Origin of the sequence: Rhodococcus sp. H-CA8f, assembly GCF_002501585.1 — a bacterium.
GTDB lineage: Bacteria > Actinomycetota > Actinomycetes > Mycobacteriales > Mycobacteriaceae > Rhodococcus_F > Rhodococcus_F erythropolis.
The window spans coordinates 2507180-2533996 of record NZ_CP023720.1; the positions used below are offsets into that span (position 1 = coordinate 2507180).

At 63.2% G+C, this 26817-nt stretch carries 27 protein-coding genes, 1 tRNA gene and 1 other RNA gene; 16 read left to right on the forward strand and 13 right to left on the reverse strand.

Features of this window, described 5'->3' with window-relative positions; genetic code table 11:
* The first annotated feature begins 143 nt into the window (after positions 1-143).
* The 3 genes from CPI83_RS11850 to CPI83_RS11860 all read left to right on the forward strand — a co-directional run bounded on the left by CPI83_RS11850 (position 144) and on the right by CPI83_RS11860 (position 2785).
* Complete coding sequence (locus tag CPI83_RS11850) at positions 144-1271, forward strand: NDMA-dependent alcohol dehydrogenase (RefSeq protein WP_019748970.1); 1128 nt, start codon at positions 144-146, stop codon at positions 1269-1271.
* A gap of 36 nt (positions 1272-1307) precedes the next feature.
* The gene (locus tag CPI83_RS11855) at positions 1308-2147 is read left to right on the forward strand and encodes a serine hydrolase domain-containing protein (RefSeq protein WP_070386530.1); all 840 of its coding nucleotides are present in this window, start codon (positions 1308-1310) and stop codon (positions 2145-2147) included.
* Positions 2148-2275: 128 nt separating this feature from the next.
* Entirely contained in the window at positions 2276-2785 is a 510-nt protein-coding gene (locus tag CPI83_RS11860) for a DUF3145 domain-containing protein (RefSeq protein WP_003941617.1), read from the forward strand.
* A gap of 125 nt (positions 2786-2910) precedes the next feature.
* Here CPI83_RS11860 and CPI83_RS11865 read toward each other — a convergent pair whose 3' ends face one another.
* From CPI83_RS11865 to aceE, 6 genes are all read right to left on the reverse strand, one after another.
* Positions 2911-4344 (reverse strand): carboxyl transferase domain-containing protein, encoded by a 1434-nt coding sequence (locus CPI83_RS11865; RefSeq protein ID WP_092763375.1) that lies wholly within the window; start codon positions 4342-4344, stop codon positions 2911-2913.
* 108 nt (positions 4345-4452) lie between these two features.
* Entirely contained in the window at positions 4453-5703 is a 1251-nt protein-coding gene (locus CPI83_RS11870) for a KasA/KasB family beta-ketoacyl-ACP synthase (protein WP_020969930.1), read from the reverse strand.
* Between the two features lie 7 nt (positions 5704-5710).
* Entirely contained in the window at positions 5711-5986 is a 276-nt protein-coding gene (acpM, locus tag CPI83_RS11875; protein ID WP_003941649.1) for a meromycolate extension acyl carrier protein AcpM, read from the reverse strand.
* A gap of 84 nt (positions 5987-6070) precedes the next feature.
* Positions 6071-6979, reverse strand: a complete 909-nt coding sequence (locus CPI83_RS11880) for an acyltransferase domain-containing protein (RefSeq protein ID WP_020908154.1) — start codon at positions 6977-6979, stop codon at positions 6071-6073.
* A 127-nt stretch (positions 6980-7106) separates the two neighbouring features.
* Positions 7107-8435, reverse strand: coding sequence for a helix-turn-helix domain-containing protein (locus CPI83_RS11885; protein ID WP_019748966.1), 1329 nt, complete (start codon positions 8433-8435; stop codon positions 7107-7109).
* 99 nt (positions 8436-8534) lie between these two features.
* Positions 8535-11390 carry a pyruvate dehydrogenase (acetyl-transferring), homodimeric type gene (gene aceE, locus CPI83_RS11890; protein WP_007735476.1) on the reverse strand — a complete coding sequence of 952 codons (2856 nt, stop codon included), beginning with the start codon at positions 11388-11390 and terminating at the stop codon, positions 8535-8537.
* Positions 11391-11623: 233 nt separating this feature from the next.
* Here aceE and CPI83_RS31210 point away from each other — a divergent pair, with 233 nt between their 5' ends.
* The 6 genes from CPI83_RS31210 to CPI83_RS11925 all read left to right on the forward strand — a co-directional run bounded on the left by CPI83_RS31210 (position 11624) and on the right by CPI83_RS11925 (position 14793).
* A complete protein-coding gene (locus tag CPI83_RS31210) occupies positions 11624-12184 on the forward strand; it encodes a hypothetical protein (RefSeq protein ID WP_020969928.1) in 561 nt (186 codons plus the stop codon).
* A 177-nt stretch (positions 12185-12361) separates the two neighbouring features.
* Complete coding sequence (locus CPI83_RS11905) at positions 12362-12787, forward strand: DUF3052 domain-containing protein (protein WP_003941575.1); 426 nt, start codon at positions 12362-12364, stop codon at positions 12785-12787.
* A 35-nt stretch (positions 12788-12822) separates the two neighbouring features.
* Positions 12823-13287 (forward strand): peroxiredoxin, encoded by a 465-nt coding sequence (locus CPI83_RS11910; protein WP_019748962.1) that lies wholly within the window; start codon positions 12823-12825, stop codon positions 13285-13287.
* 32 nt (positions 13288-13319) lie between these two features.
* Positions 13320-13391 (forward strand) — tRNA-Val (locus CPI83_RS11915).
* Between the two features lie 92 nt (positions 13392-13483).
* Positions 13484-13708 (forward strand): hypothetical protein, encoded by a 225-nt coding sequence (locus tag CPI83_RS11920; protein WP_003941648.1) that lies wholly within the window; start codon positions 13484-13486, stop codon positions 13706-13708.
* A gap of 65 nt (positions 13709-13773) precedes the next feature.
* Positions 13774-14793: a cobalamin biosynthesis protein gene (locus CPI83_RS11925; RefSeq protein WP_020908150.1), complete on the forward strand. Its 1020-nt coding sequence runs from the start codon at positions 13774-13776 to the stop codon at positions 14791-14793.
* On the opposite strand, the gene CPI83_RS11930 is transcribed toward CPI83_RS11925, so the two are convergent.
* From CPI83_RS11930 to CPI83_RS11940, 3 genes are read right to left on the reverse strand one after another with little or no spacing between them, the layout of a single operon-like run.
* Positions 14734-15672: an SURF1 family protein gene (locus tag CPI83_RS11930; RefSeq protein ID WP_097387249.1), complete on the reverse strand. Its 939-nt coding sequence runs from the start codon at positions 15670-15672 to the stop codon at positions 14734-14736. The two genes, CPI83_RS11925 and CPI83_RS11930, sit on opposite strands and share 60 nt — an antisense overlap.
* A gap of 48 nt (positions 15673-15720) precedes the next feature.
* Entirely contained in the window at positions 15721-16212 is a 492-nt protein-coding gene (locus CPI83_RS11935) for a low molecular weight protein-tyrosine-phosphatase (RefSeq protein ID WP_029255616.1), read from the reverse strand.
* Positions 16199-16894: an HAD hydrolase-like protein gene (locus CPI83_RS11940; RefSeq protein ID WP_060938881.1), complete on the reverse strand. Its 696-nt coding sequence runs from the start codon at positions 16892-16894 to the stop codon at positions 16199-16201. Before CPI83_RS11940 ends, CPI83_RS11935 begins: the two co-directional genes overlap by 14 nt.
* Before the next feature lie 56 nt (positions 16895-16950).
* On the opposite strand from CPI83_RS11940, the gene cobC reads away from it, so the two are divergent.
* From cobC to CPI83_RS11960, 4 genes are all read left to right on the forward strand, one after another.
* Complete coding sequence (cobC, locus tag CPI83_RS11945) at positions 16951-17985, forward strand: Rv2231c family pyridoxal phosphate-dependent protein CobC (protein WP_097387250.1); 1035 nt, start codon at positions 16951-16953, stop codon at positions 17983-17985.
* A complete protein-coding gene (locus CPI83_RS11950) occupies positions 17982-19115 on the forward strand; it encodes a Nif3-like dinuclear metal center hexameric protein (RefSeq protein WP_060938883.1) in 1134 nt (377 codons plus the stop codon). Before cobC ends, CPI83_RS11950 begins: the two co-directional genes overlap by 4 nt.
* A 108-nt stretch (positions 19116-19223) precedes the next feature.
* Positions 19224-19961 (forward strand): C4-type zinc ribbon domain-containing protein, encoded by a 738-nt coding sequence (locus CPI83_RS11955; protein ID WP_019748955.1) that lies wholly within the window; start codon positions 19224-19226, stop codon positions 19959-19961.
* The gene (locus tag CPI83_RS11960) at positions 19958-21082 is read left to right on the forward strand and encodes a bifunctional RNase H/acid phosphatase (protein WP_097387251.1); all 1125 of its coding nucleotides are present in this window, start codon (positions 19958-19960) and stop codon (positions 21080-21082) included. The genes CPI83_RS11955 and CPI83_RS11960 overlap by 4 nt, the downstream gene beginning before the upstream one ends.
* A gap of 29 nt (positions 21083-21111) precedes the next feature.
* Here CPI83_RS11960 and CPI83_RS11965 read toward each other — a convergent pair whose 3' ends face one another.
* Positions 21112-22347: an SLC13 family permease gene (locus CPI83_RS11965; protein ID WP_019748953.1), complete on the reverse strand. Its 1236-nt coding sequence runs from the start codon at positions 22345-22347 to the stop codon at positions 21112-21114.
* Positions 22348-22375: 28 nt separating this feature from the next.
* Positions 22376-22903: a DUF1697 domain-containing protein gene (locus CPI83_RS11970; protein ID WP_019748952.1), complete on the reverse strand. Its 528-nt coding sequence runs from the start codon at positions 22901-22903 to the stop codon at positions 22376-22378.
* A 54-nt stretch (positions 22904-22957) separates the two neighbouring features.
* Here CPI83_RS11970 and rnpB point away from each other — a divergent pair.
* The 3 genes from rnpB (at position 22958) to CPI83_RS11985 (ending at position 25379) form a co-directional block, all read left to right on the forward strand.
* Positions 22958-23372: RNase P RNA component class A (gene rnpB / locus CPI83_RS11975), an RNA gene on the forward strand.
* 319 nt (positions 23373-23691) lie between these two features.
* Positions 23692-23877, forward strand: a complete 186-nt coding sequence (locus tag CPI83_RS11980; protein WP_007735457.1) for a hypothetical protein — start codon at positions 23692-23694, stop codon at positions 23875-23877.
* A 92-nt stretch (positions 23878-23969) separates the two neighbouring features.
* Complete coding sequence (locus CPI83_RS11985; RefSeq protein WP_097387252.1) at positions 23970-25379, forward strand: RNB domain-containing ribonuclease; 1410 nt, start codon at positions 23970-23972, stop codon at positions 25377-25379.
* A 4-nt stretch (positions 25380-25383) separates the two neighbouring features.
* On the opposite strand, the gene pip is transcribed toward CPI83_RS11985, so the two are convergent.
* Together pip and CPI83_RS11995 are read right to left on the reverse strand one after the other, a co-directional pair.
* Positions 25384-26367: a prolyl aminopeptidase gene (gene pip / locus CPI83_RS11990; RefSeq protein WP_029255612.1), complete on the reverse strand. Its 984-nt coding sequence runs from the start codon at positions 26365-26367 to the stop codon at positions 25384-25386.
* On the reverse strand, positions 26367-26807 hold the full coding sequence (locus CPI83_RS11995) for a hypothetical protein (RefSeq protein ID WP_020969914.1): 441 nt from the start codon (positions 26805-26807) through the stop codon (positions 26367-26369). The genes pip and CPI83_RS11995 overlap by 1 nt, the downstream gene beginning before the upstream one ends.
* Positions 26808-26817: the final 10 nt, after the last annotated feature.

Consider the following 26817-nt stretch of genomic DNA (forward strand, 5'->3'; position numbering starts at 1 on the left):
CGTCGCCAAGCCGGTTGTGCCAGGTCATTTGGACGTCTGACCTGCAGTGCAAAATCTTTCGTTAGAACACGTTCCAATTTCGCGGATTTGTGGCTATGGTCACAGAGATAGATGCGGGTGTGCGAATGAAAGGGTGAAGTGACGTGAAGACCAAGGGTGCAATCCTGTGGGGCCTCAATGAGAAGTGGTCCGTCGAGGAGATCGAGATCGGCGAGCCGGTGGCCGGCGAAGTTCAAATTCGCATGGAAGCGGCCGGAATGTGCCACTCCGATCACCACATCGTCACCGGCGCGACCCCGATGCCGTCGTTCCCGGTCATGGGCGGGCACGAGGGTTCGGGCGTCATCACCAAGCTCGGCCCTGAGGTCAAGGGACTGGAGGTCGGCGACCACGTCGTTCTGTCCTTCATTCCGGCTTGTGGAACCTGTCCGGCGTGTTCGGCCGGGCATCAGAATCTTTGTGACCTCGGGATGGGCCTCCTCAGCGGCCAAGCCATCAGCGACGGCACGTACCGGATCCAGGCTCGCGGCGAAAACGTGATCCCGATGTGCCTGCTAGGGACGTTCTCGCCCTACATGGTCGTGAACCAGTCGTCAGTGGTGAAGATCGACAAGGACATTCCGTTCGAGGTTGCCGCACTCGTCGGTTGCGGCGTCCCGACCGGTTGGGGATCGGCAACCCACATCGCCGATGTGAAGCCCGGCGAAGACGTTGTGATCATGGGCGTCGGCGGCGTCGGTATCAGTGCGCTACAGGGTGCGGTTGCATCGGGCGCCCGGTACATCTTTGCCATCGACCCCGTGCCGTGGAAGCGTGAGCAGGCTCTGAAGTTCGGCGCAACGCACGCTTTCGAAAGCGCTGCCGCTGCCATTCAGCCGATCATCGACGCCACGTACGGACGCATGGCGCAGAAGACGATCATCACCGTTGGCGAAATGAAGGGTGAGTACGTCGAAGAAGCGATGATTCTGACGGCAAAGGCCGGTCGTTGTGTTGTCACTGCAATGGGGCACCTGACGGACATGGATGTGAAGCTGAACCTGTTCCTGATGTCGATGCTTCAGAAGGACCTTCAGGGCAACATTTTCGGCGGTGGCAACGCTCGTCAGGACGTGCCTAACCTCCTCGCGATGTACAAGGCAGGCAAGCTGAACCTCGACGACATGGTCACTCGGACCTACACGCTCGAAGGCGTGAACGACGGGTACCAGGACATGTTGGATGGCAAGAACATCCGCGGCGTCATCCGCTACACCGAAGCTGACTGGTGATCGAAAGCGCAACTCTTGTGCCAGTAGTCTGATCGGGTGCCCAGTACTCACAGTCTCGACGTAATTCAGCAGTGGCCGGTCGACAATGCGGCAGCGGTCGTCCTCTCCGGGAAGAATCCGGGTGAGGGCGACCGCATTCGTGGTTTCAGCGGCGACCAGTCGCATGTTTTCCCCCTGGCTTCGGTGACAAAACTGTTGTGCGCCTACGCGATTCTCGTGGCGGTGGAGGAAGGGGCGGTCGAGTTGGATGGGCCGGCCGGGCCTGAGGGGTCGACCGTTCGTCATCTCCTCGCACATGCTTCCGGGTTGGCATTCGCCGAACGTGTTGTTCAGGCGCCGGTGGCGTCGAAGCGGATCTACTCGAGTGCGGGATTCGAGGTGCTTGCCGAGTTGGTTTCCCGGGAGACCGAGATCGAATTTGCCGACTATCTTGCCGAGGCGGTGTTCGCGCCGTTGGGGATGACCAGCGCGGCTCTTGTCGGTCCTGCCGGTCACGGTGCGCAGGCATCGGCAGACGACTTGGCCAAGTTCGCGGCTGAACTGCTCTCGCCGACCCTGATCTCGACGCAGACGTTCGCAGAGGCGACAACCGTGCAGTTCCCGGGGCTCAACGGAATTCTTCCGGGATACGGCTCTCAGCGCCCCAACGACTGGGGACTCGGATTCGAAATTCGCGGCGAGAAGCGTCCGCATTGGACAGGTCTCGAGAACTCGGCCGCAACTTTCGGTCATTTCGGCCAGTCCGGGACGTTCCTGTGGGTCGATCCCACGATCGATACTGCGTGCGTCGTGCTTACCGATCGCGACTTCGGTGATTGGGCCAAGCCTTTGTGGACTGAATTGTCAGATGGCGTAGTCGGTGAAGTTTCGCGATAGAGCACAAATTTCTCTCCTTCCACTGGCGCAACACGGGTAACACAAGGCACACTGTTCAATCGAGCGTGCTGCACGAACTCGACAGAGGTCGTTGGGGAAGACGTCCCTCGTCGAAGCAGGAGGCTCGAGTGCGCGAAATGAATCAATTCGCGGACGTGACGACTGGTGTGGTTTACATCCACTCGTCGCCCGCGGCGCTGTGCCCGCACGTGGATTGGGCTTTGTCCGCCACGTTGGACAGCCCTGCCAAGCTCAGATGGACCTCACAGCCTGCCTACGACGGACTTCTGCGTGCGACGACGGACTGGACAGGTCCCGTCGGAACCTGTGCCCGCCTGGTCGATTCGCTACGGGCGTGGCCGATGTTGCGCTTCGAGGTCACCGAGGACCCGAGCCACGGCGTCGACGGCGAACGGTACAGCCATGTGCCCGGTCTGGGCTTGTGGCGCGGATCCACCAGTGCGAACGGTGATGTCGTCGTTGGGGAGATGAAACTGCGGTCCATCATGAATTCCGGTGGAGACATCGCCGCGGAGATCGATCGGGCGATAGGCGCACCGTGGGACGAGGAACTCGAACCCTTCCGGAGTTCAGGCGAAGGCGCCGAAGTGACATGGCTGCGAAGGCGTGTCAGCTGATTCGGGTCCATCCTGAAACTCGGGGCGACCCTTTAGCTGGAATGACACAGACGTGCAGACAAAGACTTGAATGACAAAGGTGGGCCCCGCCGTATCGGCGAGGTCCACCTTGCTGTCCAGGGTTGTCAGAGCGGAATGTTCTTGTGGCGCGCACGGACAGATGGTGCAGACGCGAGCGCAGCGGTGACGATGCTGCGAGTCTTCGCCGGGTCGATTTCCTCGTCGACGACGCCGATTTCGACAGCGCGGTCGACGCCGCCTGCGATCGCCTCGTGTTCGGCAGCGAGACGGTCGTGCAATGCTTCACGCTCGTCGTCCGGTGCCGCAGCGAGAGCCCGCTTGTGAAGGATGCCGACAGCAGCCTTCGCGCCCATCACGGCTACTTCGGAGTTGGGCCAAGCGAAAACGGCCGTGGCTCCCAGTGCTCGCGAGTTCATTGCGATGTATGCGCCGCCGTAGATCTTTCGAGTGACGACGGTGACGCGGGGGACAGTCGCCTCGGCGAAGGCGTGAAGTAACTTCGCGCCGCGCCGAACCACGCCTTCCCACTCCATCGACACGCCAGGCAGATACCCGGGAACATCGACGATGACTACGAGCGGCACGCCGAATGCGTTGCACAGTCGCACGAATCGAGCGGCCTTCTCTGCACTTTCGGAGTTCAGGCACCCCCCGAGTCGCAGTGGGTTGTTCGCGATGACGCCAACCGTGCGTCCGGCCATCCGGCCGAAACCGGTGACGATGCTCCGCGCGTAATTGCCTTGCAGTTCTTCGAAGCTCGACTCGCCTTCGACGTTGTCGAGCATTTCGTGAACGATGGGACGAACGTCGTATGCACGTTTTGCGGACGCAGGCATCATGGCGCGCAGATCGCTGTCGCCGAGTTCCGCTGCCCGCTGATCGAATTCGCCCTGCTCGCACATCATCGAGACCAGGCGGCGTGCGCGGTGCAATGCGTCGGCCTCGTCGTGTGCGGCGATGTGCGCGACACCCGACTTCTTGGTGTGTGTGTCCGGACCGCCGAGTGACACCATGTCGACCTGTTCACCGGTGACACTGCGAACTACGTCTGGGCCGGTGACGAACACTCGGCCTTCCGGCGCCATGATCACGACATCGGTGAGGGCTGGACCGTACGCGGCTCCACCAGCGGCAAAGCCGAGCACGACGGAAATTTGAGGTATGAGACCCGACGCACGGACCATGGCCTCGAAGACCAGTCCGACTGCGTGGAGTGCTTCGACGCCTTCAGCCAGACGCGCGCCACCGGAGTGCCAGAGACCCACGATGGGGGACTCTTCCTCGATGGCGGTATCGATGGCTTTGACGAGGTGTTTGCAACCGTCGACGCCCATTGCGCCGCCCATGACGGTGGCATCGGAGCAGTATGCGATGGTGCGGACGCCGTCGATGTTTCCGGACGCAGCGAGCACGCCGGACTTGTCACGGGCGTGGAGCGGCACTGTTGTGCCGGGGTCGAACAGATTTTCCAGGCGCGCAAGAGGATCGCGCGGGTCTGTCGATGATTCGGACTTTGTCACGGGGGCCAGGATGGTCATCGCGTCCTCCTTCAGTACGAGCCTTGGGTGGAACGAAAGGTCGGTGTTGTCCGCGGGTGACGTTGTGTTGCAACGACACCCGCGGACAGGTGCAAACCGCGGTTCGGGCTAGGCCCGACCGAAGGCGAGCGCGACATTGTGCCCACCGAAACCGAACGAGTTGTTCAGTGCGAAATCGAAAGAGCCGGTTCGGGGTTCACCCTTGACGACATCGAGATCGATTTCTGGATCCTGGCTGTCAACATTGAGCGTGGGCGGGATGATCCCGTCACGCACCGCCAGAACCGTGAGGACTGATTCGAGGGCGCCGACAGCGCCGATCGAGTGTCCCAGCGCGGATTTCGGGCCGTACACCGCAGCGTGATTGCCGACCGCTGCGTTGATTGCCTTTGCCTCTGCGATGTCACCGATCGGCGTCGCAGTGGCGTGGGCGTTGATGTGCTTGATGTCGGACTTCGTCAGTCCGGCCATCTCGATTGCTCGGGTCATGGCTCGCGCCGCGCCCAGGCCTTCCGGATGCGGTGCCACGATGTGGTACCCGTCCGAAGTGATTCCGGAACCGAGCAGGCGGGCATGAATGGTGGCCCCGCGTGCCTTTGCGTGTTCCTCGGTTTCGAGGATCATCAGTGCGCCGGCTTCGCCGAAGACAAATCCGTCACGGTCCTTGTCGAAAGGACGTGAAGCTGCGGTCGGATTGTCGTTGTTGGTGCTCATTGCACGCATCATGGCGAAGCTCGCGATCGGAACCGCGTCGATGAAGCTCTCGACTCCACCAGCCACAACCATGTCCGCGTCACCCATGACAAGCATGCGGTGAGCGTGAGCAATTGCCTCGGATCCCGACGAACATGCCGAGACCGGGGTGATGACTCCACCGCGGGCCCCGAGTTCGAGCCCGACCGTTGCGGCCGGTCCGTTGGGCATGACCATCTGCACCGAGAACGGGGACACCTTGCGGTATCCGCCGCCACGGAGTTTGTCGACGGCGTCGATGAGCGTGTCGCCGCCGCCGAGTCCGGTGCCGATGACAACCGCGAGGCGGTCCTGATCGACTTCGGGGCTGCCGGCGTTGCTCCAGACCGTGCGACTCAACGTGAGGGCAAGGCGTTCCACCCAGCTCATCCGTCGAATTTCGACGCGGGACAAGCCCTCGTCTGGTGAAACCTTCAGGTGCCCGCCGATGCGAATGGGAAGGTCGAACTCGTCGATGAACGGGTCATCGAGGATTCCGATGCCGCTTTCGCCGGCGAGTAGCGCCTTCCACGTGCCATCCACATCACCAGCCACCGAGGTCGACGTCGCGAGGCTCGTGACGACGATGTCGGGGAATTTCCCTTTGCGGGTAGAAGCGGAAGTCACGGTCGGCTCACTCTGCGTTCTTGGCTTCGGCGCCTTCGGCTTCGAGCTTCTGGATGTACGCGACGATGTCGCCGACAGTGCGCAGGCCTGCGAGATCCTCGTCGGGGACCTTCACGCCGTACTTGTCTTCGGTCTGAACAGCGATCTCGACCATGGACAGGGAGTCGATATCGAGGTCGTCCACGAAGGACTTGTCAACGGTGACCTCGGAAGGCTCGATACCGGTGACCTCCTCCACGATCTGGCCGAGTTCCGCGATGATTTCTTCCTGAGTGTGGGCCACTGGTGTGGCTCCCTTCTTGATCGATTGAGGTGGGGTGAAACGTCCGGCCGCCGTTCGGGCTGATCGGCCGGGTGGGCGTCCGAGCTAGGTCAGCTCGGACAGTGCGGAGATATCCTCCGGGTTCTTGAGGGCCACCGTCGGCGTGCCACGCATTTCGCGCTTGGCAATTCCGACGAGGGTTCCGGCCGGCGGGAGTTCAACGATCGCGCTGACTTCTGCTGTCCGCAACGACGCGGAGCAGAGGTCCCAACGAACGGGGCGGGTTACCTGCGCGGCAAGTTTGGTGAGGGCGTCGGCGCCCGAGGAGACGGGTGCGCCATCCGAGTTGGAAAGCAGCGTGCGCGTCGGATCGGACGGGGTGATCTTGGCGGCAGCAGCTGCGACGGCGTCCTGTGCAGGTGCCATGAAGCGGGTGTGGAAAGCGCCGGCGACGGGCAGTGCGCGGACTCGGGCCTTTTCGGGTGCGTTTGCTGCGAGTTCTTCGAGCGCGGTGAGCAGTCCGGCAGCCACGATCTGGCCGGCCGCATTGCGGTTGGCCGCTTCCAACCCGAGTTCTTCGAGTCGTGCGAGCACTTCGGCTTCGTCGCCACCGAGAACGGCTGACATGCCGGTGGGCTCGAGCGCACAAGCCTTGGCCATCTCGGCGCCGCGGAGGGCGGCAAGCGCGACCGCGTCGTCAGCGGAAATAACACCGGCGACCGCAGCAGCGGCAAGTTCACCCACTGAATGGCCGGCAGCGATGACGTCGGCGCCGAGGAGCCCACGTGATTCGATTTCCTCGTACGCCAGCAGAGCAGCGGCAACGACGAGGGGCTGGGTTACCGAGGTGTCGGTGATTTCTTCTGCAGTCGCGGTCGTGCCGAGTCGGACGAGGTCAAGGCCGGCTGCCTTCGACCACACTTCGAGGCGGTCTTGCGCTCCGGGCAGTGCCAGCCATGGGCTGAGCATGCCGGGTGTCTGAGAGCCCTGTCCCGGGGCGAGCAACGAAATCACTTATTAAGAGAACACCGCCGCGAGTGACCTGCGAGATGTCGGTCGCGATGAACTCTGGCGAAGTGTTTTGTAGGGTTCCCACAAAATCCCACGTCGCGCCCGGCCATCGAAATTGGACGCTCCGGGGTTACAGGTTTGTTTGTCCGGATGTTAAAGATGTGACTGAAGTAACCGAATTGTTCGATTTGAGATCGATTTGTGTCAATCGGCCCACGGTAGCGGCGATCCGTAGTACGTACGCGTCGCGTGGATTCGTAGGATCCCGGCCGGTAACTTCCGCGATTCGCTTCAAGCGGTACCGAACGGTATTTGGATGAACAAACAGAAGACGTGCACAAGTCTCAACCGCACCTCCACAGTCGAGATAACTGTCTAAAGTATCGGTCAAGACTGTGCCGGATTCCGCTAAAGGTGCGACCAGGAAATCGCGAAGAGCCTTTACGGCAGCGTCGTCTCCGAGTAGTGCCCGTTCCGGGAGCAGTTCAGTCGCGAAAACGGGACGAGGTGCGCCGCGCCACCCGGCGACGGCCTTGATTCCCGCGAGAGCTTCGGACGCACTGAAGTGTGCTGCGCTCAACGAGGGCGTTGTCGGGCCGATCACCACCGGTTCGTCGGCGAAACTCATGAGCAGGTCTTGAAGGAATTGGCTGCCTTCCGTCTTACTGCTCAGCTCGCCGCTGACGATCATCACCAGTCGCGGACCCTGCACCACGGCGAGAACAGCGCGCCCGTGCGCGGCGGCAGTGGCGTGGACGGTGCCGGCAACCGAGACCCGCTCGTCCGGCGGGGGAGACCCGACGATGACGGTGGCCGGAGCCGTGGCGTCCCAGTTCAAGGTGGCTGCGCGGGAGAGCATGTCCGAGCCGGTGTCTCCCTGCACGACGGCGTCGACGACGAGCGCTTCCAGTCGCGTGTCCAGGGCACCGCGCGACTCGGCGGCGCTTGCGTACACCGTCGCTGCTGCGAAACCGAGTTCACGCCCGTAGCGCAGGACGGCTTCCGTCAGCGCGATCAGCTGCTGATCGTTGCGGGCGAGAGCCGGCAGCCATTTCTCGAAGAACTCCATCGCCACCCGGACCATGTCGACGGTCTGGCGCAACGTGAGCTGTCGAGCAAGATCCTGAGGGATGACCGGGAAAGACTCGTATCCGAAGCTGATCTCCGAGTCGAGTTGCCGCAGCCATTCCAGGAAATTCACCACCGACGTCTGCACCAAGAGTTGAACGTCGGCACGTTGCGAAGCGTCGAGACTGTCGAAGAACGGAAGCTGCTCCTCCATCACGGTCACGGCCTCGGTGGAGAGTCGACCGGAGAACTGTTTGACGCGGCGGAGCAAGGCTTCTGGAAGTGGATCGCGAACCTGACGACGGCGGGCGAGTACAGCCTGCAACCCGGACGACTGTGGTCGAGTGCGGCGTACGCCCTCTTCGGGTTTCTCGGGATCAGGTTCGGGCATGAGAAAAACCTACGCCCATCGCCGCAGCGGATGTCGAGATGACACCCTCGGCGATGGGCGTAGGTCTGTTTTCGATCGCTGGGACTGTTGCCCTACGACTTAGGCGCTACCGGTGTCCCCGGTCTGCTCGGGAGCAGCATTCACGTCGTCGATGCGGTATCGGCTCGCTGCTTCGACGGCCTTCGACCGCTCGATCGATCCTTCCTTCGCCAAGCCGATCAGCACGGCAACGACGATGGACTCGGCATCGACGTTGAAGTAGCGACGCGCTGCAGTGCGGGTATCGGAGAACCCGAACCCGTCCGTGCCGAGCGTGGTGTAGTCGCCGGGAACCCACTGACGGATCTGATCCGAGACCGCCCGCATCCAGTCCGAAGCCGCGACGACAGGGCCTTGGGCCGAGGACAACGCCGTGGTGACGAACGGAACCGGAGCATCCTCGGACGGATTGAGCAGCGCCTGACGTTCGCATTCGACGCCTTCGCGGCGCAGCTCACCCCAGGACGTGACCGACCAGACATCGGCCGAGACGCCCCATTCGTCGGCGAGCAGCTTCTGCGCACGCAGACCCTCAGGCATCGCGACACCGGAGACGAGGATCTGTGCCTTCGGGCCGGCTGCTTCGGACGTCTTGTAGAGGTAGATGCCCTTGAGCAAGCCCTCGACGTCGAGACCTTCGGGCTCGGCCGGCTGAACGTAAGGCTCGTTGTAGATGGTCAGGTAGTAGAAGATGTTCTCGCCACCGAAACCGTCGACGCCCTCGGTGCCGCCGTACATGCGGCGCAAGCCGTCCTTGACGATGTGCGCCAACTCGTACGAGAACGCGGCGTCGTACGTGACAGCGGCCGGGTTGGTCGATGCCAGGAGCAGCGAGTGTCCGTCGGCGTGCTGGAGACCTTCACCGGTCAGAGTTGTACGACCGGCGGTGGCGCCGAGAACGAATCCGCGAGCCATCTGGTCGGCGGCCGCCCACAGGCCGTCGCCGGTGCGCTGGAAACCGAACATCGAGTAGAAGATGTACAGCGGAATCATCGGTTCACCGTGGGTGGCGTAGGACGTGCCGACTGCGGTGAACGATGCCGTCGAACCGGCCTCGTTGATGCCCTCGTGCAGGATCTGGCCGATCGGGCTCTCCTTGTAGGCGAGCATGAGTTCGGCGTCGACGGAGGTGTAGAGCTGTCCGTTGCGGTTGTAGATCTTCAGCGACGGGAACCACGAGTCCATACCGAACGTACGGGCCTCGTCCGGAATGATCGGCACGATCCGCTTGCCGATCTCCTTGTCGCGCAACAGTTCCTTGAGGATGCGCACGATCGCCATGGTGGTGGCGACTTCCTGCTTGCCCGAGCCCTTGCGGATGACGTCGTACGTCTTGTCCTCGGGGAGCTTGAGCGGAGCAGCGTCGGTGTTGCGGGAAGGCAGGAACCCGCCGAGTGCTTTGCGACGGTCGAGCATGTACTTGATCTCGGGAGCGTCCGCGCCCGGGTGGTAGTACGGAGGCAGGTACGGATCCTTCTCGAGCTCGGCATCCGAGATCGGGATGTGCTGCATGTCGCGGAACGCCTTGAGATCGTCCAGCGTCAGCTTCTTCATCTGGTGTGTGGCGTTGCGGCCCTCGAAGTGCTTACCGAGGGTGTAGCCCTTGATGGTGTGCGCCAGGATGACCGTCGGCTGGCCCTTGTGTGCCATGGCCGCTGCGTAGGCGGCGTGGACCTTGCGGTAGTCGTGGCCACCGCGCTTGAGGTTCCAGATTTCCTGGTCGGTGAGGTCCTTGACCAGTTCCTTGGTGCGGGGGTCACGTCCGAAGAAGTGATCGCGCACGAACGCGCCGTCGTTGGCCTTGTACGTCTGGTAGTCACCGTCCGGCGTCACGTTCATCAGGTTGACGAGTGCGCCGTCGCGATCGGCGTGCAGCAGCGCATCCCACTCGCGACCCCAGACGACCTTGATGACGTTCCAGCCGGCACCGCGGAAGAACGATTCCAGTTCCTGGATGATCTTTCCGTTGCCGCGGACCGGGCCGTCGAGGCGCTGGAGGTTGCAGTTCACGACGAACGTGAGGTTGTCGAGGCCTTCGGTTGCCGCGACGTGAGCGAGGCCGCGTGATTCGGGCTCGTCCATTTCGCCGTCGCCGAGGAATGCCCACACGTGCTGATCGGTGGTGTCCTTGATGCCGCGGTCGTTGAGGTAGTGGTTGAACCGGGCCTGGTAGATGGCGTTCATCGGGCCGAGGCCCATCGAGACCGTCGGGAACTCCCAGAAGTCGGGAAGCAGCCGCGGGTGCGGGTAGGACGGCAGTGCGCCGCCGAAGTCGGCGTGGGACTTCTCCTGGCGGAATCCGTCGAGCTGTTCCGCGGGGATGCGGCCCTCGAGGAAGGCGCGTGCGTAGATGCCGGGGGAGGCGTGACCCTGGATGAAGATGTGGTCGCCACCGCCCGGGTGGTCCTTGCCGCGGAAGAAGTGGTTGAAGCCGACTTCGTACAACGCTGCCGAGGATGCGTAGGTGGAGATGTGACCGCCGACGCCGACGCCCGGTCGCTGCGCGCGGTGGACCATGATCGCGGCGTTCCAACGGATCCAGGCGCGATAGCGGCGCTCGACCTCTTCGTCGCCGGGGAACCACGGCTCGTTTTCGGTCGGAATCGTGTTGACGTAGTCGGTCGAGGTGAGCGCGGGGAGTGCGACGTGCTTCTCACCGGCGCGTTCGAGCATGCGGAGCATGAGGTAGCGGGCACGCGTGGGTCCGGATCGATCCAGAAGTCCGTCGAATGATTCGAGCCATTCGGTGGTCTCGTCCGGATCGATGTCCGGCAGGTACGACGCAACACCTTCGCGAATGACGCGAACGCGACCGTCGGTTCCCCCCGGCGTGTTCGACGCGGGCGAACCCGACTCGCCGGCGGCGCCGGAATCGGCGTTCTGCCCGGACGCGGGACCCTGGATCAGGTCAGACAACGTGTGCTCCTCATTGGTTTGGGGACGCGTGGTGGGGCGTCCTTACATAGGTGATCGAGGCCTTGTTAGGTCCGACGCACTTCCATCGTGAATATGGCGCGTACCTCATCTTTCACCATCCCGGTCGGTCCGGCACACCTCGCCTCTGGTTACTCTCGGGTAGCGTTTTTCGGCGTGACGCAGGGGTGTGATGGTTCCCCGTAGTCACAGGCTTGGGGGATCGATCGGAACGTATGAAGGGGTGGGAAAAAATAAACAAAGAAATCAATTACGGCAGGGTCGGGGCGTGGGTCTCGGTCGGATCGATCGCAGTGGGACTGTCGGTGATCGTGGGATGTTCGGCGGCGGTGACCGGATCGGCAGTACCCAATGAAGCGCACGTGGCTGCATACCAATCCGAGGTGAGTATTTCGATGGCCGCCGCGTCCTCGTCGAAAGCGGCGGCAGATGCGGCAGAGGCAGCTTTCGCGATCTGTGAGGAAGCGGTCTCTCGATCGAAAAACGACGTGGTCGCGTTCAATGCCTACGTCGACGCCGGAAATCATGGTGAGACCGACCTGAGAGCCGAAGCAAGCGCTGCTGCTTCGTCGGCCAGGGACACCGCCTCGTGGTTCGACTCGGTCGCGAGTGAACTTCCGGCGCAACTTTCCGGACTGTTCGACGAATTGGCCGCGAACCTACGTTCATCTGCAGTCGTGATCGAGAGTGATCATTCGGCGGATGAAATCAATTCGATCAGCGATACGAGCAATTCGATTCGCAAGTCGATCTTCGATGAATGTGGATCCCTGTGACCTGCGGTAATCCGCAGGCGTAAGGTTCGCCGTGTGTCAGAAGACGATCTTTGGTGAAAGTTTTCGGCGTGGTCGGCTTGCGCTAACGCCTCAGACCATGTTCGCTTTCCCTAATTGATCGTCAAACGGTAGGTGTGCGGGGTCGCCACACACCATCAACAAAAGGAGGACCCCACCGTGGTCGCCGCGGCGGATGCCCAGAACTACGCTCAGAAACTCGGGATTACCACTGACATGGTGGTGCAGGAACTGGGCTGGGATGAGGATACCGACGACGGCATTCGTGCCGCGGTTGAGGAAACCATCGGCGGGGAAATGCTCGACGAGGATTCCGACGAGGTCATCGACGTTGTGCTGCTGTGGTGGCGCGACGAGGACGGTGACCTGGTGGATGCCTTGATGGATGCCATCGGGCCCCTCGCCGACGAAGGCTTCGTGTGGGTTCTCACTCCCAAGACCGGTCTCGACGGACATGTCGAGCCCAGCGAGATCGCCGAATCGGCGCCGACTGCCGGCTTGACGCAGACATCGGCAGCCAACCTCGGTGACTGGTCGGGAAGTCGACTGGTTCAGCCGAAGGCTCGTCCGGCCAACAAGCGCTGACCCGGCCCTTTCCGCACTTTCCCAAGGAATTGCACATGCCTCTCGAAGTTGGTGCCCAGGCACCGGATTTCACCTTGAAGGACCAGAACAACCAGGAAGTCTCGCTCGCAGATTTCCGCGGTAAGAAGAACGTTCTGCTGGTCTTCTATCCGTTGGCCTTCACCGGGACTTGTCAGGGGGAACTCTGCAAGGTCCGTGACGAGCTTCCGAAGTTCGAGAACGACGACACTGCCATTCTCGCGATTTCTGTCGGGGCTTCGCCGACTCACAAGATCTGGTCAGCTGAGCAGGGATACACATTTCCCTTGCTTTCGGACTTCTGGCCGCACGGTGAAGTCGCTCAGAAGTACGAGGTGTTCAACGACAAGTTGGGCTTCGCGAATCGTGGCACCTTTGTCATCGACAAAGACGGAGTCATTCGTTTTGCCGAGATGAACGGCCCCGGAGAAGCCCGTGACCACGGACTTTGGGCAAACGCGCTTGCCGCGCTAGAGTCTTAGAGCATTCCCGGTGAGGGTCTCACCGGGAGTTCGGGCGTGTAGCTCAGTGGTAGAGCTCTGGTTTTACACACCAGCGGTCGGGGGTTCGAAACCCTCCGCGCCCACCGAAGAATTCAAACCCCGATCTGCATGTCGACGCAGATCGGGGTTTTTCATTTTCGGCAACGAATTGTCCGCAATACGCCATTCTGGACGCATGTCCAGTTCTGTGATCGAAGTAGCCGTCGACCCGACGCGCGTGCATCCCACCCGTCCGCACATACATATCGCCGAGATGCCCAGTCTCAGTGTTGCGTTGTTCCCGGGGCAGACGATCCGGGTTCGTTCCCAAAGCGACGCACTGGCGACCGGGATTGCCCGAGTCTGGGAAATCAACCGAATGCACCGCTTGATCTACCTGACGATCGACTGGGACGGATAGAGCTCAGCTCGGGCAGACATGTGACGGTTGGCCAGAGAACGAGCGTCGCTGCTACAACTACGCTCGTGCAGATTTCGGTTCGTTCGTCCCAATCTCGATTCAATGCGCGAGCTGCCGGGCTTCTCCTCGGCTTCGTTGCGGATCGGGCATTCGCCGATCCGGGGCGGTTCCATCCGGTTGCCGGCTTCGGAACCGCGGCTATCGCGCTGCAGAAGATGTCCTACCGGGACTCGCGCGCGGCCGGAACACTTCATGTTGCCGTGCTCTTGGCCGGCACCGCAGGACTTGGCCTCACAGCCGAAGCAGCGTCGCGCCGGGCCGGTTGGGTGGCCGTCACGGGTACGACGGCGATAGCTACCTGGGCCGTGCTCGGCGGAACGTCGCTTGCACGCACCGGCATCGACATGGCCGCTCGATTGGAGGCGTCACAGGTCGACGGCGACCTGACGACAGCGCGTGAGCTACTTCCTTCACTCTGCGGACGCGATCCCTCGGTGCTGGGCGAGGAGGGCCTCACGCGTGCAGCGCTCGAGTCGGTTGCCGAGAACACCTCGGATGCAACCGTCGGCGCAGTGTTCTGGGGTGCAATTGCGGGCGTGCCAGGTCTGTTCGTCTACCGCGCTGCCAACACACTCGACGCGATGATCGGCTACCGCTCCGAGAAGTACCTCAGATTCGGGTGGGCTGCGGCGAGGTTCGACGACCTGGTCAACATCGTCCCGGCTCGGCTGACCGGTGCGCTGACGGCTGCGTGTGCCCCGGTGGTGGGCGGCTCGGTTCAGGAATCACTGGCAGCGTGGAAACGCGACGCAGCGGCTCATCCAAGCCCCAATGCGGGCGTCGCGGAAGCGTCGGCGGCAGGGGCGTTGGGCATTTCGTTGGGTGGTCGGACCGAGTACGCGCACGGGGTGGAGATGCGTCCCGTCCTCGGCCGCGGGCCTGTGCCGACGCCGAATGATCTGCGCCGCGCGGCGAGGCTTTCGTCGGCGGTGCAGATCAGTGCAGCTGTGGTGTCAGCGGGTATTTCAGCGGGTATTGCCGTATCGATCGGCAAGTTTGGCTTCCTGCGCCGTGAGCGGCACTGATTCCGGCTCCGGCTTCTTGCGACGGCTGAAGGAACGAGCCGGTTCGGCGGGGGGTGCGGCAGGCGCGGACACTGCCGCTTCCGGGGTCGTCTCGGCAGCGGCGTCGTCGGCTGCGAAGCCGTCCACAGCTGCTTGAGCTGCCTTTTCCTTGCGACGTTCGCGCCACTCGGCGCGAATGAAGTAAGCCAGACCGAGCGGCGCCATGATGCCGAACGCCAGCCATTGGAACCCGTAAGAGAGGTAGGGGCCCGCGTCGAGTTGGGGGAGCGGGATCGTGCCGAGACCGCCGGGCTGGTCGGGTTCGAGTTGGATGTACGCGTCGATCAGGTCCGTTCCGATGAACTCGCCGATCGGCTGTGCGTCGATGGAGTAGACCTGCTTCGCGCCGTCCTCGAACATCGGAACTCGGCCGGGAGCGGTGCCTTCCGACAGGCGCACGCGGCCGTTGAGAGTGACCGGATCGGTCGGCGGCGCAGCGATGGGCGGTGCCTCGGCGCCGTTGATCGGCCGAACGTATCCGCGATTGACGAGGATCGTGCGGCCGTCGTCCAGGCGGAAAGGCGTCAGGATCTCGTACGACGGCGCGCCCTCGATGGACTGCAGGCGGACGAGGATATCGGCGTCGGGCAGATAGGTACCTGCCGCGGTGATGTTTCGCCATTCGTCGTCCGGTGCGATCGTCGAATCGGCGATGACATCACCGATCGGCACGGTCTCCGCGTTGATCGAGTTCGAGATCAGATCATTGCGGTGCTCGGTCTTCGTGTTCTTGCCGAGCTGCCACGGAGCGAGCACGGTGAAGCACAGGTAGGCGAAGAGCCCGACCACAGCTGCCAGTACCAACCAACCGGGCCGCAACAGGAATTTCAGTCTTCGCACACGTCCACGGTATCCGTTGCCCGAACGGGAGTGAATTTTGCTCCGGGTTCAGGCTCGCTCGCGGATCCAGTCGAGTATGTCGGGAATGGCCGCTTCGATCTGGTCTCGAACCAGTTCGAAGTCCTCCTGATCCCCGTAGTACGGGTCCGGAACCGATTCTCCGTCCGCCTCGGGGTCGAACGATCGCAGTAGGCGCCGACGCTCGGTGGGCACGCCGAGATGAGCAAGCTCACGTTCGTGCCCGGTGTCGAGGGCGACGACAAGATCGGCGGCGAGATGATCTGCATTGACCCGCGCGGCGCTGTGGCCCGTCGGATATCCGGCCGCTCGGAGCACGACGTTGGTCCGCTCGTCGGCCTCGCTACCGGTGTGAAACCCCTCGGTACCGGCGCTGCTGACACGCACCCGGTCGGCTAGGCCTTCACGGCCCAGATGCGCGAGCAAGATCTTTTCGGCCATTGGTGACCGGCAGATATTGCCGGTGCACACAAACGTCACGTGGAGTGGTTCAGTCACACGGAGTGGTTCAGAGGCGGCCATCGAGAAGTCCTCCCAGTTCGGATGCCGACGATACGGAGCGAAACGCTTGCCGCGCTTCCTCGGCGGAACCGTAGCCCCATTCGACGACGACGGTGGGGATGCCGTACTTCGCGGCGCCGAGCACGTCGTGATCACGATCGCCGATCATGAGCACGTCGGGGGTTCCGCCGTCGGCGGCGAGGACGGGAGTGATCCCGAGTGAGGTCAGCGAGTGCGCGATCACATCGGGTTTCGCCCGACGAGTTCCGTCGTCACTTGCGCCGCCGATGAACTCGAAGTGCTCGGCCAGGCCGAAATGCTCGAGGATGCGAATGGCGAATCGCTCCGACTTCGAGGTGGCGACGGCCAGTCGGGTGCCGCTCGCGCGAGCCTTACCCAGGACGACGTCCATACCCTCGTACACCGAGTTCTCCTGCCACCCGGTCGCGTCGTAACGCTCGATGTACGCGGCGATCGCCCGATCCACGTCCGCCGGGGCCATGCCGAGTGACCTGAAGGTATCGACCATCGGCGGGCCGATCACCGATGCCAACATCGCTTCCGTCGGCTCCGGATGGCCGACAGTTGTCAACGCATGTCGGAAGCCGCCGTGAATGCCGGGAGCGGAATCGGTGATGGTTCCGTCCAGATCGAACAGAACTACAGGAAAACGGTCGAGGGGTGGTGTCGTCACGGCACTCATTGTCCCGGACGGCAGGGGTGATGTCCGCGCACGGTGCTCGACCGTAGGCTGACCGGGTGAGTACCGGAACGGTTGACCTGGAGAGCTTGCGACATCACGGCGATGTCGAAGCGGAGCCCGGGTTACTCGATTTTGCCGTCAACGTTCAAGGCTCCGGCCCACCGAAGTGGTTGCGGGATCGGCTGGCCGCAGGGCTGTCGACGCTCGGTTCGTACCCGTCAGCTGCAGCGGAACTGAAAGCCCGCGAAACCGTCGCGCAGCGGCACGGGCGCCGGCCCGAAGAGGTGTTGTTGCTCTCGGGCGGTGCCGAGGGATTCGCGATGCTGCCGCGGCTGGGCTCTCGTTCGGCAGCGCTGATCCATCCGTCCTTCACCGAGCCGGAACTGGCGCTGCGAGAGGCCGGTGTACCGGTGACGCAGGTGATTCTGGAGCCGCCTTTCGCGCTTCGGGCCGCGCAGGTACCAGAATCCGCGGACCTTGTCGTTCTGGGCAATCCGACCAATCCGACGTCCGTGCTTCACCCCAAGGCCGATGTGTTGGAGTTGCGTCGGCCGGGCCGGATCCTGGTGGTGGACGAGGCATTCGGCGACGCGATCCCCGGCGAAGCGGAGAGCATCGCAGGTGTCGAGTCGGCGGATGTACTGGTGCTTCGGAGCCTGACCAAGACGTGGGCACTGGCGGGATTGCGGTGTGGGTACGCGATCGGCTCTCCGGATCTTCTCGCTCGACTGGCTCAGGGCCGAGCCCACTGGCCATTGGGCAGTCTGCAGATCGAGGCCATCACGGCCTGCTGCGAACCGTTCGCGGTCGACCAGTCGAGGATCAAAGCCGAATCGATTGCCACAGACCGCCAAGACATGTCCCGGCGACTGACCGAGATCGGGATTGCCGTGCACGAACCCGCTGCGGGGCCGTTCGTGCTCATCGACGTCCGCGACGGCGCCTCGATGCGAGAGCACCTGCGTGCCTGCGGTATCGCCGTCCGCCGGTGCGACACCTTTCCCGGACTCGGGCCCGATCAGTTGCGCGTTGCCGTCCGTCCAGCCGAGCAGGTCTCGGTACTGATCGAAGCGATGAAGGAGATCTTGTGAGCGGCCCAATTCTTGCGGACGTCATAGCCGTGCTGGAATCTGCTTATCCGCCCGCCCTGGCGGAATCGTGGGATTCGGTCGGTCTGGTCTGCGGCGATCCTGCGGACGCGGTGACGAGAGTGGTTTTCGCGGTGGATCCGACCGAGGCAGTGGTCGACGACGCCATCGCCTCCGGTGCCGACCTTCTGGTCGTTCACCATCCACTTCTGCTGCGTGGGGTGGACACCGTCGGTGCTCACACACCCAAAGGTGCGTTGGTCCACAAGCTCATCAAGGCGGGGTGCGCACTGTTCTCGGCGCACACCAATGCGGACTCCGCCGACCCTGGAGTGTCCGACGCGTTGGCGCAGGCTCTGGGCCTGACCGTGCTGCGCCCGATCGAACCCAAGCCGACGCAGCCGCTCGACAAGTGGGTCGTCATGGTTCCGGTGGAGAATGCATCGGCCGTGCAGGATGCACTTTTCGAGGCCGGGGCTGGGCGGATCGGCGACTACAGCCAGTGCAGTTGGACGGTCACCGGTACGGGTCAGTTCTTGCCAGCCGACGGTGCGAATCCGACGATCGGGACTGTCGGCGCTGTGGAGCAGGTTCGCGAGGATCGTGTGGAAGTGATTGCCCCACGCGGAAAGCGAAGTGCGGTGCTGGGCGCATTGCGTGCCGCCCACCCGTACGAGGAACCAGCCTTCGATGTCTTCGAACTCGCAGCGTTCCCCAGTTCGCTCGGTCTGGGGCGGGTGGGTGACCTCGAGCACCCCGAAACATTGCGAGAGTTCACTGCGCGAGTGGCGCGCTCACTGCCCTCGACCGAGTGGGGTGTTCGCGCTGCCGGAGATCCGGACGCGACCGTTCGTACCGTGGCGGTGTGCGGCGGTTCCGGCGACTCGTATCTGGACGTGGTGGCGGCGCTGGGCGCCGACGTCTACGTCACTGCGGACCTGCGGCATCATCCCGCGGACGAGCATCTTCGTGCCGGTGGCCCGGCACTGGTCGATGTCGCCCATTGGGCTAGTGAATACCCGTGGTGTGCGCAGGCGAAATCGGTGCTCGACGCCGCGTTTGCCGACAATCCGGGGTGGGAAAGCCGGGTTTCGACAATTCGCACCGATCCGTGGTGTTTGAGTGCGCATTAGTGCAGCGCTCTGCAAGGTACGGTTGCACGAACAATTCAAGAGCAGTTCTTCGAGAGCCGTCCTTCGCGAGCACTGCCGACATCGGACTTACAGCAGGAGTTATACAGCGTGAACGTCGAACCACAGGTGCAATCCAAGCTTCTCGACCTCGCCGGGGTGGATGCTGAGCTCACTCGGATCACCCACCGACGCGGAGCGCTTCCCGAGCAGCAGGAAGTCGAACGTCTCGAGGCCGAGCGAATCAGCCGTAAAGATGCGTCCGTAGCCGTCGAAATTCAGATCGACGACATCGATCGCGACATTCGCAAGCTCGAAGGCGAGGTCGACGCGGTTCGTCAGCGCGAGGATCGTGACCGCACTCTGTTGCAGAGTGGGTCGGTCGGGGCGAAGCAGCTCACCGAACTCGAACACGAACTCGGCAGCCTGGTCAGGCGTCAGGGGCTCCTCGAGGACGAGTTGCTCGAAGTGATGGAGCAGCGTGAGGCGTTACAGGCCGATCACGATCATGCCGGTGCCCAGCTGTCCCAGGCCGAAGAAGAGCTGATCGACGCCAAGCGTCGCCGCGACGACGCCGTCGCCGATCTTGACAAGGCGCAAGAGCGTTGCGCCGCCGATCGTGAACGACTTGTCGGTGAATTCCCCGCCGATTTCCTTGCTGTCTACGAGAAGCAGCGCACCCTGGGCGGACCGGGCGCGGCGCTTCTGCAGGCACGCCGATGCGGCGCTTGCCGGATCGAGATCGACCGCGGCGAGATCTCCCGAATCGCCGCGACACCGGCCGACGTCGTCGTTCGTTGCCCAGAGTGCAATGCAATCATGGTGCGTACCAAGGAGTCCGGTCTGTGACTCCCACGCAGGTCATCGTCGAGGCCGACGGTGGATCACGCGGCAACCCTGGCCCGGCCGGCTACGGCGCCGTGGTCTTCGACTCCACCCGCTCGGTGTTGGCCGAACGCAAGGAAAGCATCGGAATAGCGACCAACAACGTCGCCGAGTACCGCGGGCTGATCGCAGGGTTGATCGCTGCCGGTGAACTCGGAGCGTCGACGGTCGACGTCCGTATGGACTCCAAGCTGGTCGTCGAGCAGATGTCCGGGCGCTGGAAGGTCAAGCACCCGGACATGATTCCGCTGCAGCGACGCGCAGCCGAGTTGGCGACGCAGTTCTCGCGAGTGACCTACACGTGGATTCCGCGCGGCGAGAATTCTCATGCCGATCGTCTTGCCAACGAGGCGATGGACGCTGCTGCCGGCATCGAAACCGCGACCCCCGCACCAGCTGCACCCGCCGCGCCGTCAGAAGAGACGTCGGAACCGCAGATCGCCGGCTCTCCGGGATGGATCGCCACCACCGGCAAACCGACACGAATGTTGTTGCTACGTCACGGACAGACGGCGATGTCGGTCGATCGCCGCTACTCCGGACGCGGCAATCCTGAGCTCACGGAATTGGGCCGCGCGCAGGCCGGCGGCGCGGCTGCACGCTTCGGGAACCGCGGCGGTATCGACGCCATCGTCTGCTCACCCCTCGGCAGAACCCGTGAGACGGCAGAAGCATCGGCCCGCGTGCTCGGTCTTCCCGTCGTCGAGCACAAAGGTTTGATCGAAACCGATTTCGGCGACTGGGACGGACTCACCTTCCGCGAGGCAGCCGAGCGCGATCCGGACCTGCATCGCGAATGGCTCTCGGACACTTCGGTGCGCCCACCCGGCGGCGAGAGTTTCGACGAGGTACGAGAACGAGTCGTCGCCGCGCGTGACGACCTGATCTCGACCTACGGCGGCGCGACGCTGTTGGTCGTTTCTCACGTCACCCCGATCAAGACGTTGGTGCAACTGGCCCTCGATGCCGGGCCGTCCTTGCTGTACCGGTTGCATCTGGATCTGGCGTCGCTGAGTATCACCGAGTTCTATCCAGACGGGGGAGCCTCGGTCCGGCTGGTCAACGACACGTCACATCTTCGCTGAAAGAGCCCCGACGGCTGATCAGCCTCTGATCAGATCACCAGCCACAGGGCACTCACGGCGGCGAGCAGCGTCAGTGGCGTCGTGATGACCCCGAGCAGAGTGAACGTCGCCAGCGTGGGCGGTGCGCCCGCGCTGGTGGCAACTCGTCGCCAGAGCATTGTCGCGAGAGAGCCCACGTAGGTGAGGTTGGGCCCGAGGTTGACACCGATCAACATCGCGAGCACCAGGCCTGGAGGTGCTCCCGTCCCGAGCGCCGCGATCATCAGCAAGGTTGCCGGCAGGTTATTGACGAGGTTGGACGCGAGCGCAGCGACCACGGCGACGAATAGCAGTGATCCGTAGCTGGTGTCGCCTGGCAGGATCTGCGCAATCCATTCTCCCACCGGCCCGTTCGCGACTCCGGCGACGATGATCCCGAGAACCAGGACGAACGCGCAGAACCAGAGGTCGGCAGCGTAGAGCATCTTGGCGGCGGTCGTACGGTGCCGAGCCAGAGCGATCGCTCCCAGAACACTCGCACCCACCACAGCGATCCAGGCGGGTTCGATCCCGAAGAAACCCGAAACCGCGAAACCGACCAGCGTCAGTCCGATCACCGCCAGCGGCAGACTCGGCGCAGGCGAGGAAGTTTTACTTGCCGGTGGCTCTGTGTTTTCCGAGCGGACGAGTTCGGAACGGAAGAACAGTCGGAAGATCAGATATTCGACAGCGATCGTCACGACCCACGGCAACGCCATCAACGCGGTGAAGTGCAAGAACGTCAAACCTGTTGCAGCAAAAGCGATGAGATTGGTCAGGTTCGACACAGGCAGGAGCGTCGACGCCGAGTTCGACAGGTGCGCACTGGCATACGAATGGGGCCGCGGACTTGCTCCGATGGATCGTGCGGCCGCGATCACTGCGGGTGTCAGAAGTACGACGGTGGCGTCGAGGCTCAGGACCGCCGTGGTCAGGGCAGCCGCGCCGAATACGTAAATCAGCAACCGGTGCGGATCGGCGAGGGATTTTTGCTGCAGGATCTGGCTGACCCAGCGAAAGACGCCGAGAGCGTCCGCGGCATGAGCGAGAACCAGCACGGCAACCAGGAAGACGACGGTGGGTGCCATGCTCGTCAGTTCTTCGCGGGCTTCGTCGAGAGTGACGACACCGGTCAGGAGAACGACGACAGCTGCCGGCCCGGCGATGACGATCTCGGGAAGCCCACGTGGACGCACTATCGCGAAGACGAGGACGACGGCGACGAGCAGGATCGGTAGAAGAGTCACGCGCTGGTGCTCCGTGTCGGGGCAAGCGTCATTTGAGCAGTTTGTAGAGCGTGTTCAGGTTTCGGGTTGTGGTGAACGCCTTGAACTTCGGTTTTCCGGTGTTCCTGCCGAACGCGCTCTTGACGGTCTGCCCCTTCTCGACCTCCCAGTACAGGACTCCGTCGCCGGCCACCACGCGTTCGACCGAGGCATCGAGTTGCGCTGCCGCAGCACTCAATTCCTCGAGGATTTCCGGCTCGGAGGCAACCATCGCGTAAGCATGCCAACCCTCGCGTTCTCGGTCGAACGGGTAGTTGTCCACGATCGCTTGCAGTGTCGGAATGTCGAGGACGAATACCCAAGCCTCGTAGCCGAACTCGCGGGCGAGGGCGGATTCGATCTGTTTCTTCAGCGACGAGATGTCGGTGCTCGGACTGTCGAACAGAACGTTGCCCGAGGCCAGGACCGTTTTCACGCCTTGGAATCCGAGGTCACCGAAGACTCTCGCGAGGTCCGCCATCTTGATGTTGATGCCGCCCACGTTGATACCGCGTAGCAGGGCCACGTACCGAGTCATAAGGTGACCATAGTGCCGGCCACCGACAGGCGCCCGGTAGCATACGGGGGCGGACGAGTTGGCCGGGCGGCCGCGGCTTCTGGAACCAGCGTGTACCACGCACAGGCCTGGGGCCGAGGAAAGTCCGGACTCCACAGAGCAGGGCGGTTGTTAACGGCAACCCGAGGCAACTCGCGGGACAGTGCCACAGAAAACAGACCGCCTGCCTTTCGAGGCAGGTAAGGGTGAAACGGTGCGGTAAGAGCGCACCAGCACCTCGGGTGACCGGGGTGGCTAGGTAAACCCCGCCCGGAGCAAGGTTGAAGGTCGCATCGCTCGCGGTGCGGCTGCGCAGGTGTTCGAGGGCTGCTCGCCCGAGCCTGCGGGTGAACCGCTCGAGGCACCCGGCGACGGTGTGCCCAGATGGATGGTCGCCACTCGGCACTTCGGTGCCGCAGGACAGGATCCGGCTTACACGCCGACTCGTCCGCCCGCGATCTGCACAGTGAGAAAAGAAGACCCCCACCGGATCGGTGGGGGTCTTCTCTTGTTCGAAAAGCTGTCAGACAGGCTTGATGACCAGCAGCGTAGCCCAGTACGTTGCCGCGTCATGGCCCATGAGCGGGAGGAGGTAATCGTAAAGAATTGCGGACATGCGCACTCCATTTTCTGTTCGTAGCTTGTGTTGGGCATTCAAGCAGAACTCACCGTTCGAATGTCCGGTTCTCACCTGCCAGGCCAAGTAGAAAGAATATCAGTCTCACAGCGATCTACAAGCTTCTATCTCACTCTGATGTCACACTGTGGATATGACTGATGAAGATCGACTCTGGTACTTCGACGTGTCCGACGGTTCCGTCACGCAGGGAAAGGGCGCGTCCTCGTTGACGAGGATGGGGCCGTACCCTGATCGGGACTCTGCCGAGCATGCATTGAAGATCGCTGCCGAACGCAACAAAGCCGCCGATCGGGCAGACGAAGACTGGAACAACTGAGACTTGGAACAACTGGGACTCGAACAACTGGGACCGGTACAGCTGCTACACCGGCCCGAACCGATCATGGAGGATGCGTGCCCGCAAGTCGAATGATGGTGCAGGGAATCGACTTCGGAGTGGTTCGGGCGGAGTTCGACTTGCCGGGAGCATTCTCGGCCGCGGCGCAGGCCGAGGCCGAGAACGCCGTGGATCGTTTCGGTGCCGGGCGTGTCGACGAAACGGGTATCGCCTTCGTGACCATCGACCCTCCCGGATCGATGGACCTCGACCAGGCAGTGCACATCGAGAAGGCCTCGACCGGGTACGTCGTGCACTACGCGATCGCCGACGTCGCGGCGGTGGTGACGCCGGGCGGTGCGCTCGACGTCGAAACCCGCAAGCGTGGCCAAACCTTCTATCTCCCGGACGGTTCCGTTCCGCTGCATCCTCGGGCATTGTCGGAGGGATCGGCGAGTCTGCTGCCGGACGTGGTTCGCCCCGCCGCACTGTGGCGTATCGAGTTGGACGCCCAGGCCGAGCCCACGTCGTGGCAGGTGAGACGCGCTCTGGTGAAATCGGTGGCGCGTCTGGATTATTCGACCGTGCAACGTGACGCCGACGCGGGCACCTTGCATCCGTCGATCGCCGCACTACCGGAATTCGGACGATTGCGCAGTGCCTCGGCGGTTGCCAGGGGCGCCATCGAGCTGAAACTGCCCGAGCAGTCAGTGGTTCGGGATCAGCCAGAGGACGAGTCCTCGGCTCGCTGGCGGATCGAGCTCGAGCCACGCACCGAAGCGGACGACTGGAACGCAGAAGTGTCGCTGCTGACCGGGATGTGTGCCGGCCGCATGATGATCGACGCAGGTATCGGGCTGCTTCGCACGCTGCCGCCGGCCGAGGAGTCCGCGGTTCGCACCCTGCGGAGAACTGCAGTGGCGCTGGGTATCACGTGGCCGGAGGGTCGAAGCGTCGGGCAGATTCTTGCCGGACTCGATTCCAACGAGCCGTCGACGATGGCGCTGATGTCGGTTGCGCCGTCGTTGCTGCGCGGCGCAGACTACGCGGCCTTCGACGGCCAGCTACCGGAGTTGACGGTGCATGCGGGGATCGGAGCGCCCTACGCTCATGTGACGGCTCCACTGCGCCGGCTGTCCGATCGCTTCAGCACCGAGGTGTGTCTGGCGATCACAGCTGGTACGCCGGTACCGGAATGGGTGCGCACCGCCCTTCCCGAGTTGCCCGACATCATGAGTGGGTCCGACTCACTGGCGAACAAGGTCGACCGCGCGTGCATCGATCTCACCGAGTCCACGCTGCTCGACGGCCGGGTCGGCGAGGTCTTCGACGCGGTGGTGATGCGCGCCAAGGACGGAAAGCGCTCGGCGGAAGTGTTTGTCCCGTCGGTCGCAGTGATTGCGAAATGTGTCGGAACGCCCGATGACGGTGAGCGCGCAAAGGTGCGACTCACCGCCGTCGACACGGTCAAACGGACGGTGGAATTCACGTTCCCGGCGTAGGGCGCTACCGGTACGAATCGGTGGCTTCCACCAAGTGATGTGCGATGCCGGGCTCCATCGCGGAGTGTCCCGCGTCGTCGACGATCACGAGCTTGGATTCGGGCCACGCCTTGTGCAGCGCCCAGGCGCTGGTGGCGGGGCAGACGACGTCGTAGCGGCCCTGGACGATCGTCCCCGGAATGCCGTGCAGGGCGGAGCTTTTGCGTAGGAGCTGACCCTCGTCGAAGAATCCGCCGTTGACGAAGTAGTGGTTCTCGATACGAGCGAAGGCCAAGGCGAACCTGGTCTCGGAGTTCTGTTCGATCTTGTCCGCCTGTGGGTACAGGTAGCTCGTCGATCCTTCCCAAGCCGACCAGGCGATCGCTGCCCGGGCCGCGACGTCGGGGTCTTCGGAATGGAGCAGTTGGTGATAGACCGCGACGAGGTCTTCGCCGCGCTGCGCCTCGGGTACCGGTTCGAGGAATTTGTCCCAGCGCTCCGGGAAGATGTTTCCCGCGCCGCCGTTGTAGTACCAGTCGATCTCGCTACGACGCAGGAGAAAGATCCCGCGCAGAACCAGTTCCGTGACGCGCGTGGGAAACGTTTCGGCGTAGGCGATGGAAAGCGTGGAACCCCAGGACCCCCCGAATACCATCCACTTGTCGATCGAGAGATGTTCGCGCAGGGCTTCGATGTCCGCCAACAGCTTGTCCGTGGTGTTCACCGACAGGTCGGCGCCGTCGGCAACGTGCGGGGTGGATCGTCCGCAGCCGCGCTGGTCGAGTAGAACGATGCGGTATGCGGCCGGATCGAAGAACTGGCGTACCGCCGGTTGTGCACCGCCACCGGGGCCACCGTGCAGGAACACCACCGGCTTGCCGTCCGGATTTCCGCTGACTTCCCAGTACATGCTCTGGCCGTCACCGACGTCGAGGAAGCCGGTGACAAAGGGTTCGATCGGGGGATAGAGACTCCGCAGAGTCGACGGCTGTGCTGACGTTTCGCTCATCAGAAGCCCACCAGTCCGGAGGCGAGATCGGGGATCTCGAGTGCGGAAATCGCGCCGCCCCGGACGTCCGGGCACGCGGCCGAGGTTGCCGCGTCGATGCTTTCGCGGTTCTGGGCGAGATCGAGCAGGTTGATGCCGTTCTGCGTCGCCCACGTGATGACGATCGTGTTCAGTCCGCCCTTGCCGAGCGTCGGGGTGACGGTCCGCCAGTTCTGCAGCTGCCCTTCCATATCCGAGCACAACTGCTGGACCTGAGCGTCGGTGAACGTCGAACCGGACGCGGAGGTTGTTGCCGGCGCCGTCTTGGTGGAACTCGCGGGCGTAGTGCTGCTGGGCGCGGGAGAGTTGGTGGACCCTCCCGCGCATCCGCTCAGCACCGTGACGAGAGCTGCCGCGCCGACTACAGCTGCGGCAGTAGAACTTCGACGGTTACCGATCATTGAACGCACC

Coding starts and splice junctions, on each gene's coding strand:
- CPI83_RS11865 (WP_092763375.1), bottom strand. CDS start 4,344: ATGACCATCCTGGCCCCCGTGACAAAGTCCGAATCATCGACAGACCCG.
- CPI83_RS11885 (WP_019748966.1), bottom strand. CDS start 8,435: ATGCCCGAACCTGATCCCGAGAAACCCGAAGAGGGCGTACGCCGCACT.
- CPI83_RS31210 (WP_020969928.1), top strand. CDS start 11,624: ATGAAGGGGTGGGAAAAAATAAACAAAGAAATCAATTACGGCAGGGTC.
- CPI83_RS11910 (WP_019748962.1), top strand. CDS start 12,823: ATGCCTCTCGAAGTTGGTGCCCAGGCACCGGATTTCACCTTGAAGGAC.
- CPI83_RS11920 (WP_003941648.1), top strand. CDS start 13,484: ATGTCCAGTTCTGTGATCGAAGTAGCCGTCGACCCGACGCGCGTGCAT.
- CPI83_RS11935 (WP_029255616.1), bottom strand. CDS start 16,212: ATGGCCGCCTCTGAACCACTCCGTGTGACTGAACCACTCCACGTGACG.
- CPI83_RS11940 (WP_060938881.1), bottom strand. CDS start 16,894: ATGAGTGCCGTGACGACACCACCCCTCGACCGTTTTCCTGTAGTTCTG.
- CPI83_RS11970 (WP_019748952.1), bottom strand. CDS start 22,903: ATGACTCGGTACGTGGCCCTGCTACGCGGTATCAACGTGGGCGGCATC.
- CPI83_RS11980 (WP_007735457.1), top strand. CDS start 23,692: ATGACTGATGAAGATCGACTCTGGTACTTCGACGTGTCCGACGGTTCC.
- CPI83_RS11985 (WP_097387252.1), top strand. CDS start 23,970: ATGATGGTGCAGGGAATCGACTTCGGAGTGGTTCGGGCGGAGTTCGAC.
- pip (WP_029255612.1), bottom strand. CDS start 26,367: ATGAGCGAAACGTCAGCACAGCCGTCGACTCTGCGGAGTCTCTATCCC.
- CPI83_RS11995 (WP_020969914.1), bottom strand. CDS start 26,807: ATGATCGGTAACCGTCGAAGTTCTACTGCCGCAGCTGTAGTCGGCGCG.